The organism is Ensifer sp. 22460 (assembly GCF_052044935.1).
Taxonomy (GTDB): domain Bacteria; phylum Pseudomonadota; class Alphaproteobacteria; order Rhizobiales; family Rhizobiaceae; genus Ensifer.
In genome coordinates this window covers 1-15,347 of sequence record NZ_JBQENZ010000026.1, presented here as the reverse complement: position 1 = coordinate 15,347, position 15,347 = coordinate 1, and the positions used below count along the sequence as shown (strand labels likewise).

Genomic DNA, 15,347 nt, shown 5'->3' with positions numbered 1-15,347 from the left:
TCCATTCGTTGGTAGCGAGTGCACTGATGCGGACAGAAACGACCTTGAGTATGACGCGATCGTGTCCCGGGACGTGGTGTAGGTGGCGGGAGGTAGCAAAGCCGAGCGCCCGCGCGCTTTTCATAGCGCTGTAGCGGGTGATCGGCTTTGCGGGCGGCCATCAGTGTTTTCCGATAGGGTCGGGTTGTTCAAGACCAACCTGACGGAAAGACCACTGATGACCAATGACATGATGAACGTGCGCTCGCTTGTTGAGAAGAGCGCGGATGCAGATTTGTTGCGCGAGATGATCGGCTTTGCGGCCGAACGACTGATGGAGCTGGAGGTCGGCTCAGCCACGGGTGCTGACTTCGGCGAGAAGAATCCGATGCGCCTTGCGCAACGCAACGGTTACCGTGATCGGGATTGGGAGACGCGGGCCGGAACGGTTGAGCTTCGCATTCCGAAGCTGCGCAAGGGGAGCTATTTCCCGAGCTTTCTCGAGCCACGTCGCATGGCGGAAAAGGCCCTGACGGCGGTCATTCAGGAGGCGTATATCCAAGGGATATCAACGCGTTCTGTCGACGATCTGGTCAAAGCCATGGGGATGAGCGGCATCTCCAAGAGCCAGGTGAGCCGCCTGTGCGAAGAGATCGACGTCAAGGTGAAGGCATTCCTCGATAGGCCGATTGAAGGCGAGTGGCCATACGTGTGGGTCGACGGTGCGCCGTGCGGCGCGGGAGGTGCGCATGAGTTAGCGTGACCTCTCAAGCTTGCCGATTTTTGACCGGCGGCTGAGATGCCGCCCGATTTACAGGAGCAATGGATTGAAGGGGGCCGAGAAGCCTGACCGCGCGTCGCCGGTTGGGTTGCATGAGCAGATCGGCCTTAAATGTACCGGATGCGGGCCATCAACCGCAGGCCGGGCTACCGCAATGCCCATGGCGAGATAACGAAGTGAACGTCAGAAGCCTCGAAACACATATATCGCTCCCATTAGCGTGATGGCGTGGGAGCACGAAGAGCGATCAGAGGCGGTAAGGCTCGTCGATCCTTACTGCTGGGTTCTCGAAGAGACCCGAGATGGGACTGGCTCCTATGCCCCATCTCCCGCATTGCACGGGGTAGAGCTCACCGCCTAAAGGCAGAAGGTTGAAAGTCGGAACACGGGAACTTGGATTGTCTGCCCGGTTGGAAGCCGGGCTCGCTGCGACGGCCAGACATGGACAACCCCAAGGGCGGAGCTTTCGTAGTAGTCGGAGTGTGGGAAAGCCACGCACAGGGCGAAGGGAAGCAGGAAGACGATAGGCTTGTAAAGACGGAGGAGTGATCTGTGGACACGGATCATCGGACCGATAAGGTCTGGGTACTCGGCATTCAACGCAAACTCTATCAGTGGAGTAAGGCTAATCCCGACGACCAGTGGCGCGACATGTGGGGTTGGTTGACCGACCTCAGGGTGCTGCGGCACGCCTGGCAGCGCGTTGCCTCCAACAAAGGTGGACGCACGGCCGGGGTTGACGGGATGACGGTGGGACGTATCCGAAACAGGAGTGAACATCGCTTCCTGGTCGATCTTCAAGCTGATCTGCGCAGTGGTGCATATCGGCCAAGTCCGGCCAGACGCAAGCTCATTCCAAAGGCCGGGAAACCGGGGCAATTCCGACCCTTGGGCATCCCCACCATCAGAGACCGCGTCGTACAAGGCGCGGCCAAAATCCTTTTGGAGCCGATCTTCGAGGCGCAATTCTGGCATGTCTCTTATGGGTTTCGACCCGGCAGAAACACCCACGGCGCCTTGGAGTACATTCGTCGGGCAGCCTTGCCGCAGAAGCGGGACAAGGACACTCGGCGAAACCGGTTGCCATATCCTTGGGTTATTGAGGGGGACATCAAAGGATGCTTCGACAATATCAATCATCATCACCTGCTCGAGCGGATGCGCAAGCGCATCGGTGATCGACGAGTGGTGCGATTGGTCGGATTATTCCTCAAGGCCGGTGTTTTGACTGAGGATCAGTTCCTCCGGACGGACGCCGGTACCCCTCAGGGCGGGATCATCTCACCTTTGCTCGCAAACATCGCCCTTAGCGCGATCGAGGAGCGGTATGAAAGGTGGACCTATCACCGCAAAAAGACCCAAGCCCGTCGCAAAAGCAACGGGGTGGCGGCAGCGGCGAGCGCCCGGGACAGCGATCGTATAGCAGGACGCTGTGTTTATCTGCCGGTGCGCTACGCCGACGACTTCGTGGTTCTGGTGTCCGGATCGTTGGAGGAGGCAATGGCAGAGAAATCTGCTCTGGCCGACTACCTGATCAAGACAACCGGACTGACGCTGTCGCCGGAAAAGACGAAGGTTACGGCCATGACAGAGGGCTTCGAGTTTCTCGGATTCCGCTTCAGTGTGCATTGGGATAAACGCTATGGCTACGGCCCGCGCGTTGAAATACCCAAGGCAACGGCCGCGAACCTGCGTCACAAAGTCAAGCAACTGACGCAACGTGATAGCATATCCGTCAGTCTTGGCGAAAAGCTTCGAGGGGTGAATGCCATCACAAGCGGATGGGCGAATTATTATCGCTACTGTGTAGGTGCCGGCCGCGTATTTGTCGCTCTCGACTGGTACATTGGCCTACGTCTGTACCGCTGGCTACATAAGAAACGTCCAAAGGCAACACCGAGCGAACTGTGGGGCTCAAAACAGCCAAGCAGACGCCGGGCGACGAGACGGGTTTGGAAGGAAGGGTCCGTTGAGCAACACGTGCTCGGCTGGACACCTGTCGAGCGATACCGTCTCGCGTGGATGGACATGCCTGACTTTGCCATGTCTTCTGGAGAGCCGGATGCGTAACGAAAGGCGCACGTCCGGTTCGGCGAGAGGCGATGCGAAACCTGCCGCCGTGATGCGGTAAGGCGCGTATCGCCTACTCATCCGACCTACCTCAAAGTCCGGCGCGGCGGACGAGTTGTCTCTGTTGCTGTCATCATCGCCGTCGGCGTCAACAGCGATGGCCGGCGCGAGGTCCTGGGTATGGAAGTCGGCACATCCGAGGCGGAACCGATCTGGACAGAGTTCCTGCGCAGGCTGACACGCCGGGGATTGCGCGGCGTGAAGCTTGTCGTCTCCGATGCGCATGAAGGTCTCAAAGCTGCCGTCACGAAGGTTCTCAATGCCACCTGGCAAAGGTGCCGGGTTCACTTCATGAGGAACGTGCTGGCGCATGCTGGAAAGAGCGGCAGGCGGGTCGTATCGAACGCTTACACCAGGCGAGTGACGATCACCGCACCGATCCCGCCCTCGAGGGGGTCGGCTTGGCCCCGAATGGACGAGATATGCGTCGATCGTTCCGGTGCAGCATCGAGGATGCGACTGCAGCACAACCCTTGTGGTGCTCCGGCCCCAGAGCTTCTGCCGCGAGCAGAGGCTCACCCCCACGTCCAGTGCCGCGGCCTGAAAGGCTCATCTGCTCCTCGATTGCGACCCGCAGGTTTACTGGTGGCGGCGCAAACGTGCCCCAGTTCCGGACGATACATTATGCGATCCTGGGCGCACAAATCGGAAACAAACACGATACCGTATGCGGTAATCTGGAGCACGATCGGCTCGACGTTCATTCTGATGCAGCTCGGCGCCCCGAAGGAAATTGACCGCGTCGTCTCCGCCATGGCTAGATGCTGAGATGGACTAGTACGATGGCTTGCGATCAATTCGAGGGTAGGCGACGAAGCGCCCGAAGACAGTGAATGACCTGGGAGGCGAACTCGCGGGCCCTATCAGCATCCTCCTCATTGGCCGCGCGATCTCCGATGTCGAGATAGCAGTCTGCCAGGAATTCACAGAGCGGCAGCGCACTTTCGACGGCCTTTTGTGTCGCCCTCTCCGGACGCGCAGTAGTCAAAAACGGGTGTCCCAGCATCGATTTCGACCTCAGGTCGGCTTCATTTGAACGAGCCAGTAGGTCGTCGCCTCCGCCCGCCGTCGATAGTTCCGCCATCGATTTGAAGAGGTTCGACAACCTCTGCTCGAGGAGCGGCAAATCGCCTTTGTCGAGCGCAAGTAGCTGGCCTCGTTCCTGATGAAATGCACGCCGTCGCTCGCGCCTCAATGTGGTAACATGACCGAGCTCCTCGCGGGCCATACGTTCGGCCGCGTCTCTAATGTGCTGCGACCTGGCATGGGCCGAAACATAGGACCAGAACACGAACGCGCGTTCCTCGTTGCGAACGGCAATCGAGAAAGCGCGGTAGGCGGTGAGCATCTCGGCAGCCACTTTCCCCGCTCCCTCGTCGTCGAACAAATGCTCCGGAGGATATGTGGGGACCGAGCGCGTTTTGTGTCCAAGCGCGTTCTCCCATTCACCCACTTTGCTCAAGTGCCCCCGCTCCTCGGCGACCAACGCGTCGAACACCGCCGCAAGCTCGGGGCGCCCCATGTCCTTCATCCTAAGACTGAGGGCGACGTAACCGTCTATCGCTTCCTGTTCCATGGCACCCGCGAGCGCCAACAGCTCGTCCAATGACGCCAGTTGCCAAGGATCGGAGGTCTTTGACGACATACCAACACACTCCATTCAGTCTTTCCATTGCAGGAGACGCGTACGTTTTTCCAACGAAGAGTTGTCTTCGGTCACGGTTCGGTACATTCTGGTCTTGGGACCCCCACGCCAAGGCCAGCGCAATGAGCTTTTCCAAGAAAGTTCGACTGCCTTCGTTTGCAAGCGTGCTAGTGCTTGCAGTTGCGTATGTCGGGCTTTCGTTCGGAACCGCGGCGTTGGCGGGACAGCTTCCCACTTTTCTTGAAAGAGTCCAGCCAGGCGAGCTTTTCGAAGGTGCCAACCGCTTCGGCGACGTCGTGGGCGACCCACCCATCGCGCCCGTCTTTCGAGGTGCGGACCTGCTTGGGTATGTCTACCTCAATTCCGATTTCACAAGTTCGGTCGGCTATTCCGGCAAGCCCATTCACATCGCGGTTGGCATCGATCCGTCCGGCACCATCAAGGGCTTCAAGCTCATAGAACACCACGAGCCGATCGTGCTTGTGGGGATTCCTCAGGCCAAAGTCGTCGCGTCCTTGAACTCGATTATCGGCAAAGACCTTGGAAGGGTCGCATCCGGAGCAGAGCGCCCGCCGGAAGTCGACATCGTCAGCGGGGCGACCGTCACGGTTCTCGTTATGGGCGACAGCGTCATTCGCTCGGCCGTCAGCCTCATCAGGAGCAACCGCTTGGGTGGAGGCCAGTCAGTCGGCGTTCAGCAGACCCCGGACGTCAAAAAACTCGACCTTTCGAAAGACCAAGCGAGTGACTGGCAAACCCTCCTCGGAGACGGCTCGGTCAGGAGCCTGCGGCTGACAGTTGACGAGGTTTCGAAGGCTTTTCAAGAGGCCGGACATTCGGAGGCGGCCTCGCACCCGGAAACCGCAAACCCCAAAGACCGTTTCATCGATCTGTATATCGCCCCGGTGAGCGTGCCCGTGATCGGCAAAACCCTCCTTGGCGACGTCGCATATCAGCGTCTCGCCGGCAAGCTCAAGCCGGGCCAGTCCGCGATCCTGGTGGCCGGGGACGGCGCATACTCCTTCAAAGGCTCCGGATACGTCCGGGGCGGTATTTTCGACCGCATCGAGTTGCTTCAGGACGGACAGGGACTGCGGTTTCGCGATCGCGACCATACGAGGATCGCTGCTCTCGCCCCGTCGGACGCTCCTCGCCTGAGGGAGATCGCGCTGTTCGTGGCGCCGCTGGAATTCGCCTTCGATGTGACCGAGCCTTGGGAGCTGGAACTGCTCGTGCAACGCAGCAGCACGGGCGCGCGGGACAAATCAGTTATCCCGTTTACGATCGGTTACTCGCTTCCCTCCAGCTTCTACACCGTCACCAAAGCGGAGGTGCCGACGGGGCCGGCCCAGACATCGCAAGTCGCGGCCCCCCAGGCGAGCGATCCGAAGTTGACGCCAGACGAACAGCCGTTGTGGAAGCGCATGTGGGACATGAACAGCGTCGAGATCGCGATCACCGTCGCAGCGCTCCTCTTCCTGACGGCGATATTCTTCTTCCAGGACTGGCTGGTCAAAAGGCCCAGATTATTCGGCGGGCTTCGTACCGGATATCTGGTTTTCACCCTCGTCTGGCTTGGTTGGTATGCCAACGCACAGCTGTCGGTCGTTAACGTCCTCACGTTCACGAACGCGCTGGTCACCAATTTCAGTTGGGAGTTCTTCCTGGCTGCACCGTTGATATTCATCCTTTGGGCCGCAGTGGCAGCCGGCCTACTATTCTGGGGGCGCGGTCCGTTCTGCGGATGGCTTTGCCCGTTCGGCGCGTTGCAGGAACTGCTGAGCATTGTGGCCAAACGATTGAAGGTGCCTCAGGTAACCATTCCCTGGGGACTTCACGAGCGCCTTTGGCCAATCAAATACATCGTCTTCCTCGGGCTTTTCGGTATGTCGTTCTATTCGATGGCCTATGCGGAAATGCTGTCCGAGGTCGAGCCGTTCAAGACCGCGATCATCCTTAAATTCATCCGTGACTGGCCGTTCGTGGTCTTCGCCTTGGCACTCTTGGCAGCCAGCCTCTTCATCGAGCGGTTTTACTGCCGTTATCTCTGCCCACTTGGGGCAGCGCTTGCCATTCCCGGCCGTATGCGCACGTTCGAATGGTTGAAGCGCTGGTCCGAATGCGGCTCCCCCTGTCAGCGTTGCGCCAAGGAGTGCCCGGTTCAGGCGATTCATCCGGAAGGTCCCATCAACGTCAACGAGTGCATCTACTGCATGCATTGCCAGGAGCTCTACCATGACGACCAGCGCTGTCCGCACATGATCCAGGTGCGGCTGAAACGCGAAAAGTTCATGGCGCTTTCGACCCCGGAATCGAGGGGAGAAAAGAAACCGCCAAAGACGCTCGTCACGCATAACGGAGAGCCGGTCACCAGTTCGAAATAGGCACGCGACAAATGCTAGTCGCATCTCAGGAGGCAATATCATGTCGAATGAAGACAACAAGCTGCCACTTTTCAACAGACGTCAACTACTGGGCACCACTGCCGTGGCTGCGGCCGCGGGAGCAGCGACGGCTAGCGGTGCGTTGGGCCTTTCAGGCGGGGCGTCTCAAGCGATGGCCCAGGAACCGTCGAAATGGGAGGTCCGCCCCGGCGAGCTGGACGAATACTACACTTTCTTTTCGAGCGGCCAGTCGGGCGAAGTCCGCATCGTCGGCGTTCCGTCGATGCGCGAAATCATGCGCATTCCGGTGTTCAACCGTTGCAGCGCCACAGGATGGGGGCAAACGAACGAGAGCCTGAAGGTCCTCACGGAAAACATGCGGCCGGAGACAGTGGAGTTTCTCAAAGACCGCGGCGGTGTCTACCAGAACGGTGACCTTCACCACCCACACCCGTCCTTCACGGACGGCACCTACGACGGCCGCTATCTCTTCGCCAACGACAAGTCCAACACGCGGGTCTGCCGTATCCGGCTTGATGTCATGAAGTGCGACAAGGTCATCGAGCTTCCAAACCAGCATACCGTGCACGGGCTGCGCGTCCAGAAGTTCCCCAAGACAGGCTACGTGTTCTGCAATGGAGAAGACGGTGTGCCGATCCCCAACGACGGCAAGGTCCTGGACGATCCAAAGCAGTACCAATCCATCTTCACCGCAGTCGACGGTGAGACAATGAAAGTCGCCTGGCAGGTCATGGTCGATGGCAACCTCGACAACGTCGATGCGGATTACCAGGGCAAGTACTGCTATTCGACCTGCTACAATTCGGAGGAGGGAGTAACTCTCGAGCAGATGATGAGCAAGGACTTGGACTGGGTCGTCGTGTTCAACCTCAAACGCATCGAAGAAGCGGTCGCCAACGGTGACTATAAAGAAATCGGCGGCGTTCCCGTCATCGATGGCTCCCACGGCTCGAAGTACACCCGCTACATTCCGGTCCCGAACAGTCCCCACGGTATAAACACGGCCCCGGACGGCATCCACTTCGTAGCCAACGGCAAGCTTTCACCGACCGTCACGGTGTTCGACGTGCGCAAGTTCGACGACCTATTCGACGACAAGATCGAGCCGCGCGACACCGTCGTCGCCGAAACTGAACTTGGGCTTGGGCCATTGCACACGGCCTACGATGGGAGAGGGAACGCCTACACCACGCTGTTCCTCGACAGCCAGGTGTGCAAGTGGAACATCGAGGACGCCATTCGGGCATTCAAAGGCGAGAAAGTCAATCCGATCCGACAGAAGCTGGATGTCCACTACCAGCCGGGACACAACCACTCCTCGATGGGCCAGACCAAGGAGGCCGACGGCAAGTGGCTTATCTCGCTCAACAAATTCTCGAAGGACCGCTACCTCAACGCCGGCCCACTGAAGCCGGAGAGCGACCAGCTGATCGACATCTCAGGCGATGAAATGGTGTTGGTCCACGACAACCCGACCTTCGCCGAGCCCCACGACGCGACGATCGTGCATGCGTCCAAGATCAATCCGGTGCACGTGTGGAACCGCGAGGACCCCTTCTTCGCAGACGCCGTCGCGCAGGCCAAAAAGGACAACATCGACCTCATGGTGGATTCCGAAATCAAGCGCGATGGCGACAAGGTGCGCGTTTACATGACGTCCGCGGCTCCCGCCTTCGGGCTTGAGTCGTTCACCGTCAAGCAGGGCGACGAGGTGACCGTCTACGTCACCAACATCGACGAGGTCGAGGATCTGACGCACGGCTTTTGCATCGTCAACTACGGCATCAACATGGAGATCGGGCCGCTGGCGACGGCGTCGGTGACCTTCAAGGCCTCCAAGCCCGGGGTCTACTGGTACTATTGCACATGGTTCTGCCATGCGATGCACATGGAAATGAAAGGCCGCATGATGGTCGAACCGAAGTCGGTGTGATGATGCGCGTGAGGATCATAGCGATGGTGGCCATCTGGGTCGCCGTCGCCATCCCCGCCGGGGCCGCTGAGCGGACAGTCACGTTTGCCGACAACCTGGCAGCGATCATCGAGGCAGCATCGCCAGGGGACCGCATCACCCTGCTGCCCGGCAAGCACAAGGGTCCCGTGAAGATCGCCAATTCCCTGACGCTGGAAGGGCAACCTGGCGCTGCGATCATGGGCAACGGGAAAGGCACCGTCGTCACCATTGACGCACCTGGCGTAACACTCCGTGGCCTTGAAATTGGCGGTTCGGGCACGAACCTCGAAGGCATGGACTCGGGCGTGTTCGCCACCGAGAACGCAAAAGGCGCGCTTATCGAACTCAACAGGGTCATCGGGAATCTCTACGGCATCTACGTCCACGGGGCCGCCGATTCCTTGATCCGCAACAACACAGTCATCGGCCTGAAGAAGGGCCACATGAGCGAATTGGGCAACGGGATTGCAGTGTGGAACGCGCCGGGTGCCAAGATCGTGGATAACGACGTCAGCTTCGGCCGCGATGGCATCTTCACCATCGCGAGCAAACGCAATGTGTTCAGTGGCAATAAGTTCCACGACGTGCGTTTCGCGATCCATTACATGTACACCAACAACAGCGAGATCAGCGGCAACACGTCGATAGGAAACGCTGTCGGCTATGCGCTTATGTTCTCCAACAAGCTGAAAGTCGTTGGCAACGTGTCTGACGGCGACCGCGATCATGGCCTCGTGCTGAATTTCGCCAACGGATCGCAAATAGAGGGGAACACCGTCATTGGGCGGATGCAGCCCCAGAGCCGATGGACAACGGCCGGGAACCGCGACCCCGCTGACAAAATGCCTTCCGATGACAGCTCGGTGAACCCGGACGCAAGCCCCTTGGGCGAGCGATTAGGCCCGGAGAAGTGCGTCTTCATTTACAACGCCAACAAGAACCGCCTGAAGGGCAACAGGTTCGACGGGTGCTCGATTGGCGTTCACTTCACAGCCGGCTCGGAGGGCAATTCGATAAGCGGAAACGCCTTCATCAACAACCGCAATCAGGTCAAATATGTAGGAACTCGGTATCTCGATTGGTCGGTGGACGGCCGCGGCAATTACTGGAGCGACAATCCGGCCTTCGATCTCGATGGCGACGGGCTCGGCGACAACGCCTACCGTCCAAACGATGTCATGGACAAAGTGATGTGGACAGCTCCCCAGGCTAAGGTGCTGGCCACCAGTCCCGCAGTCCAGGTCATCCGCTGGGCTCAGGCTCAATTTCCGGCCCTGCTGCCAGGTGGTGTCGTTGACAGCCATCCCCTAATGGCACCCCCCACCCGAGGGGGGCCGGCGCAATGAGTACCGCGACGGTAGCGATATCAGGGATCGGAAAGCGTTATGGCAGCGTCGTGGCGGTCAAGGATGTTACGTTCGAGCTCAACAAAGGGGAGACCGTCGCGCTCGTCGGCCACAACGGAGCCGGTAAGACGACACTGATCAAACTCATGCTTGGACTGATCCGCCCTTCGACCGGCACCGTGCTTGTTCTTGGCGAGGACCCGGCTAAGGGCGATTTCGAGGTTCGCAGGCGACTCGGCTATCTGCCTGAGAGCGTGTCTTTCCATATGGCCCTGACGGGACGGGAAACGCTTGCCTTCTACGCGCGCCTCAAGCGCGTCGAGGTCTCCTCGGTGCCTGCGCTTCTGGAGCGGGTTGGTCTAGCTCCGGCTGCGGCTGACCGTCCGGTTCGGACCTATTCAAAGGGCATGCGGCAGAGACTGGGACTGGCGCAAGCGCTGCTTGGCCATCCGCGGGTCCTGCTTCTGGACGAACCTACGAGCGGTCTCGATCCAGCTCTTCGTCGACAGTTCTACGACATCCTGGACGGACTGCGCTCGGCCGGAACCACGATCCTTCTTTCGTCGCACGCATTGACAGAACTCGAGGGCCGTGCCGATCGCGTGGTGATCGTCAACGAAGGCGTGAAGGTCGCCGATGGATCGCTGGACACTTTGCGAGGTTTGGCTCACCTGCCCACGCGCGTGAGTGTCAAACTTGCCAACGGTAAATCGACAGCCAGCTGGAACGCAGGCGCGTGGAGGATCACAGGCGTCGACACCGTCGAGACCGAGGTGGCGGTGGAAGACAAAGTCTCGCTCCTTCGGGCAGTCACGGCGGACCCCACGGAGGTTGCCGGACTGCAACTCGTCGAGCCGACATTGGACGATCTCTATGCCCATTTTCTTGGCGGACGGAAGGTGGTCGAATGAAGAACATCCTTATCATCGCCCGCAAGGAAATCCGAGAAGGCTTGCGCAATCGATGGGTGCTCGGGGCTACCCTTCTCCTTGCGGCATTGGCGCTCACCCTCACCGCGCTGGGGAGCGCGCCAACAGGCAACGTCGGGGTCAACCAGCTCGACGTGGTCATCGTCAGCCTTTCCAGCCTGACCATCTTTCTCGTGCCGTTGATCGCGCTCCTACTCTCGCACGACGCGATCGTTGGCGAGATGGAGCGCGGAACGATGCTGCTGCTTTTAAGCTATCCGATCGGACGCAATCAGGTCATTCTCGGCAAATTCCTCGGCCATATTGCCATCCTCTCCTTTGCGACGCTCTGCGGCTATGGTGCCGCCGCGCTGGCACTCGCGATCACGGGGGCCGACATCGACGCTGCCAGCTGGTGGGCGTTCCTCAACATGATCGGATCGTCGGTGCTCTTGGGCGCGGTATTCGTCGCGATCGGATACCTCGCCAGTGCGATCGTCAGCGAGCGGAGCACGGCGGGCGGGATAGCTATCGGCACCTGGCTGCTTTTTGTCCTGATATACGACATGGCCTTGCTCGGGGCACTGGTCGCGGCGGGAGGGCATGCTATCCCGTCAGGCCTACTGGATGCGGTTTTGCTATTCAACCCGACCGACACCTACCGGATGCTGAACCTCGGCTCGGGAGAGGCGAGCGCCCTTTCGGGTCTGGGCGGCGTCGCAGAGCATTCCGGGCTTAATGCCGTATTGATGGTCGGCGCGCTCGCTGCGTGGACCGCAGTGCCGCTTGCGCTGGCCGCGGCGGTATTTTCGAGGAGGGAGCTATGAGGCGCGCTTTGGTGGCCGCAGCACTCCTGTCGGCTTTTCTGCTCGCAAACTGCAAGAAAGAGCAAGACGCTCCTCCGCCCGCACCGTACGCGCTGACGTCCGAGGCGATAGGCAGATACTGCGGAATGAACGTACTCGAACACCCAGGGCCGAAGGGGCAGATCATTCTCGACGCGCAAGTTCCCGAACCCATCTGGTTTTCGTCCGCTCGCGACGCTTTGGCGTTCACCATGCTGCCGGAGGAGCCGAAGGACATCGCGGCGATTTATGTCTCCGACATGAGCAAGGCACCGAGCTGGGAGAAGCCCGGAGAAAACAACTGGATTGACGCCCGCAAGGCTTTCTACGTCATCGGCAGTTCCTTGCGTGGCGGCATGGGGGCGGAAGAGGCTGTGCCATTCTCCACTGAGGAGGGGGCACGGCAGTTTTCCACCGAGAACGGCGGGCGCGTCGTCTCGTTCGGCCAGGTCCCGCAGGACTACGTGCTGGGCGCAGGCGGTGTCGAACCCACGACCACCAGCCCCATCGACGCCGAGGAAAAGGTGGAAGGGCGCGACCATGGCTAAAGGATACACTCGACGCCGCGCCATCGCGATTTTCGCCGCAGCGGCCGGCTTGCCCCTCCTGACTGCCGCGAAGGCGGCATCAAGCGCCGTCACCTGGAAGGGACAGGCACTCGGCGCGCCAGCGACACTGATCCTCAATCACGAAGACCGCGCGCGCGCCGAACGATTGATCGACGCAGCCGTCGCCGAGGTCACAAGGCTGGAACGCGTGTTCAGCCTCTATCGTGACGATACCGCGCTTTCCGAGTTGAACAGGGTCGGCGCTCTGGTCGCGCCCCCGCAAGACCTTGTGGCCCTGCTTGGCTCCTGCCAAGAATTTTGGAACATGAGTGACCGCGCGTTCGATCCCACTGTACAGCCACTATGGTCGCTATACCGAGACTACTTCACGCTGCCCGAGGCGGACCCCTCCGGCCCATCAGCCGAAACGATCAGGGACACGCTCGATGCGGTTGGCTTCGGATGGATCAGGTTCGATCGGGATCGCATCGTCCTGACCCGACCGAAGATGGCACTGACCTTGAATGGCATCGCCCAAGGCTACATCACGGACAGGATCGTGGACTTGCTGCGAGACGCCGGGGTAACCAGCAGTCTTGTGGACATGGGAGAAAATCGCGCTATCGGCTCGAGGATGGATGGAACGCCGTGGAGAATCGGCCTTGCGGAGCAACAGGACGACGAACCCGACGTCGTTCTCGACGTGATCGACAAGGCTGTCGCGACCTCCAGTGGCATAGGTTTCCACTTCGACGAGGCACAGCGTTTCAGCCATATCCTTGATCCGCGCACCGGAGACACTGCTGCATTGTACAGGCGCGTCACCGTCATCGCCGATGATGCGACCACCGCCGATGCTCTGTCGACGGCATTCAGCTTGATGCATGAGACCAGTATCCGATCGACGATAGACCGCAGATCAGACGTACTGGTTGATCTTGTCCGGGCGGACGGCGGCCATCGCCGATTCGAAACGCGAGCCTGAGGTCGCAAAACGCCAGTCCTCGCATTTTCCATAGCGCAATTTACCAACGTCAACGGAGTACTTGACCATGCACCTTCTGAAAAATCTGGCTGGGGCAACGATGTTTGCAGTGATCGCAGTTCCGGCTGCGGCTGCGGACTTCGAGGTTCATATGATGAACAAGGGCCCTGACGGGGTGATGGTATTCGAGCCTGTGCTGACGAAGGTACAGCCAGGTGACACGATCACTTTTGTTCCCACCGACAAGGGTCATAACGCTGAAACGATGAAGGGATTGATCCCCGAAGGGGCCGAAGCCTTCAAAAGCAAGATCAACGACACTTTGAAACAGACCTTCACGGTGCCAGGCGCGTATGTGATCAAATGCACGCCGCATCTAGCGATGGGAATGGTCGCCGTTGTCGTAGTTGGTGACGCTCCAGCCAATCTCGATGCGGTCAAATCCGGGAAACTGCCGAAGAAGGCCCGGGAACGGGTCGACAAGGCGCTTTCGCAGCTCTAGGCTGGCGCTAAGAGAAAGCCGGCGGGCGACGAGGTCGCAAAGCTCGCCAGCTTTTCCCGAACGGTCGGCTGCATTGGTGTCACGCTTCACCGCCCTATCGGCTCGCTCTTACTTTTGAGGCCCGGCGATCAACAATCGCCGAATTTCACCGTGACGAATGCCCCCGAAGCCCAAAAGCTCGCCGAGCGCCTAACGCTTGCCCACGAGATCGGCGAGCGTGTATTTGTCGAAAACCGCCATGATGCGCTCGGCCGATTTTTTTGCTCGCTCTAGGATCCGCCTCAAGCCAGCGCCGCATGCGTCGGGACCTCCCCGCCGATGTCCGGGCAGATGACGTTCCATTGGACGATTGTGGCTCTTTCGTCGCGCATCGCGACTGCTCGCGTCTCGATCCACCGATACTCGCCATCAAAGCGCCCCAGCCGGTGCTTGCGACCGTACGGCTCCCCGGTGGCAAGGCTATGGGCATATCTTTCCTTGGCCCCCGCCAGGTCGTGCGGGTGGACCCCGGCGCCGAGCGTACCGTCCAGTCGTGACTTTCCACCGCCGTCCAGTTCTTCGAGATTGTAGCCGAGAAACTCGCGAAGCTGCTGGCTTCGGTAGACGGGTTCGCCATTCGGCGCTGCACAGTCGGTCATCGTCGGCAGTGTCTCGACAAGCTGCCAGAGAGAACCTTCTGATCCTGTCCATTCACCTTGGCAACCGGATGAAAAACGTCGACGCTTCAGCCAATTGAAAAGTTGACCAATGCGCAAATGGTCGCATCGCCATGACTCATTAAGTTAGAAAGCGGGACCCCGTACGCAAAGACCAATCGCAAAGAGTGAAATTTGACCGAATAGAAAAGCCGTTGAAGGCCGCAAACATCCCTCCCCTCCTATCAATATTGGTTGCGCAGCGGCTCTTCCTGGCAGACGACTAAATCGCCCTTCCACTCGTCGACCAAGCACAGTAAAGTGGCCCACAAAATACCACTTTATGGAATTCACTGCGACGATGCGAATGACACTCCACACCGACTATGCCCTGCGCATGCTGATCTTCGCCGCGACGCGACGGAACGGCACATGCACGGTCAATGACGTGGCGCAAGCCTATGGGCTTTCACGCAACCACCTCCTTAAGGTGGCGCAGACTTTGCGCGACCTCGGAATCGTCGAAACGACGCGCGGGCGTGCGGGCGGCATCCGGCTCGCGAAGACACCGGAGGAGATCGCTGTTGGCGCGCTGGTGCGAGCGACCGAGGAGGAGTTCGCGCTGGCCGAATGCATGCAAGCAGGAGGGCACAGCTGCGTGATTTCGCCAGCCTGTCAGCTCAA

At 59.6% G+C, this 15,347-nt stretch carries 11 protein-coding genes and 3 pseudogenes; 12 read left to right on the top strand and 2 right to left on the bottom strand.

The window, feature by feature from the left end:
- Nucleotides 1-217: 217 nt before the first annotated feature.
- The 3 genes and pseudogenes from ACTJKM_RS26995 to ACTJKM_RS26985 form a co-directional block, all read left to right on the top strand.
- Nucleotides 218-700: pseudogene (locus tag ACTJKM_RS26995) on the top strand (transposase); the annotation flags it as partial.
- Nucleotides 701-1,312: 612 nt separating this feature from the next.
- On the top strand, nucleotides 1,313-2,830 hold the full coding sequence (ltrA, locus tag ACTJKM_RS26990) for a group II intron reverse transcriptase/maturase (RefSeq protein WP_440661291.1): 1,518 nt from the start codon (nucleotides 1,313-1,315) through the stop codon (nucleotides 2,828-2,830).
- Between the two features lie 84 nt (nucleotides 2,831-2,914).
- A pseudogene (locus tag ACTJKM_RS26985) lies at nucleotides 2,915-3,232 on the top strand (transposase); the annotation flags it as partial.
- A 451-nt stretch (nucleotides 3,233-3,683) separates the two neighbouring features.
- Here the strand turns inward: ACTJKM_RS26985 and ACTJKM_RS26980 are convergent.
- Nucleotides 3,684-4,535 (bottom strand): ferritin-like domain-containing protein, encoded by an 852-nt coding sequence (locus ACTJKM_RS26980; RefSeq protein ID WP_058330183.1) that lies wholly within the window; start codon nucleotides 4,533-4,535, stop codon nucleotides 3,684-3,686.
- A 122-nt stretch (nucleotides 4,536-4,657) separates the two neighbouring features.
- Here ACTJKM_RS26980 and ACTJKM_RS26975 point away from each other — a divergent pair, with 122 nt between their 5' ends.
- The 8 genes from ACTJKM_RS26975 (at nucleotide 4,658) to ACTJKM_RS26940 (ending at nucleotide 14,028) form a co-directional block, all read left to right on the top strand.
- Nucleotides 4,658-6,919: a NosR/NirI family protein gene (locus tag ACTJKM_RS26975; RefSeq protein WP_058330182.1), complete on the top strand. Its 2,262-nt coding sequence runs from the start codon at nucleotides 4,658-4,660 to the stop codon at nucleotides 6,917-6,919.
- Between the two features lie 40 nt (nucleotides 6,920-6,959).
- Nucleotides 6,960-8,873, top strand: a complete 1,914-nt coding sequence (nosZ, locus tag ACTJKM_RS26970; RefSeq protein ID WP_058330181.1) for a TAT-dependent nitrous-oxide reductase — start codon at nucleotides 6,960-6,962, stop codon at nucleotides 8,871-8,873.
- Between the two features lie 23 nt (nucleotides 8,874-8,896).
- On the top strand, nucleotides 8,897-10,240 hold the full coding sequence (locus ACTJKM_RS26965; RefSeq protein WP_245296317.1) for a nitrous oxide reductase family maturation protein NosD: 1,344 nt from the start codon (nucleotides 8,897-8,899) through the stop codon (nucleotides 10,238-10,240).
- On the top strand, nucleotides 10,237-11,151 hold the full coding sequence (locus tag ACTJKM_RS26960) for an ABC transporter ATP-binding protein (RefSeq protein WP_058330179.1): 915 nt from the start codon (nucleotides 10,237-10,239) through the stop codon (nucleotides 11,149-11,151). The genes ACTJKM_RS26965 and ACTJKM_RS26960 overlap by 4 nt, the downstream gene beginning before the upstream one ends.
- Complete coding sequence (locus tag ACTJKM_RS26955; RefSeq protein WP_058330178.1) at nucleotides 11,148-11,975, top strand: ABC transporter permease; 828 nt, start codon at nucleotides 11,148-11,150, stop codon at nucleotides 11,973-11,975. The genes ACTJKM_RS26960 and ACTJKM_RS26955 overlap by 4 nt, the downstream gene beginning before the upstream one ends.
- On the top strand, nucleotides 11,972-12,541 hold the full coding sequence (locus ACTJKM_RS26950) for a nitrous oxide reductase accessory protein NosL (RefSeq protein ID WP_058330177.1): 570 nt from the start codon (nucleotides 11,972-11,974) through the stop codon (nucleotides 12,539-12,541). The genes ACTJKM_RS26955 and ACTJKM_RS26950 overlap by 4 nt, the downstream gene beginning before the upstream one ends.
- Nucleotides 12,534-13,526, top strand: coding sequence for an FAD:protein FMN transferase (locus tag ACTJKM_RS26945; RefSeq protein WP_058330176.1), 993 nt, complete (start codon nucleotides 12,534-12,536; stop codon nucleotides 13,524-13,526). Before ACTJKM_RS26950 ends, ACTJKM_RS26945 begins: the two co-directional genes overlap by 8 nt.
- A 67-nt stretch (nucleotides 13,527-13,593) precedes the next feature.
- Complete coding sequence (locus ACTJKM_RS26940) at nucleotides 13,594-14,028, top strand: pseudoazurin (protein WP_058330175.1); 435 nt, start codon at nucleotides 13,594-13,596, stop codon at nucleotides 14,026-14,028.
- A gap of 305 nt (nucleotides 14,029-14,333) precedes the next feature.
- Here the strand turns inward: ACTJKM_RS26940 and ACTJKM_RS26935 are convergent.
- A pseudogene (locus ACTJKM_RS26935) lies at nucleotides 14,334-14,705 on the bottom strand (PAS domain-containing protein); the annotation flags it as partial.
- 325 nt (nucleotides 14,706-15,030) lie between these two features.
- Between ACTJKM_RS26935 and ACTJKM_RS26930 the strand changes: the two are divergent.
- A partial coding sequence (locus ACTJKM_RS26930; protein WP_440661289.1) for an RrF2 family transcriptional regulator occupies nucleotides 15,031-15,347 on the top strand: 317 nt, incomplete at its 3' end.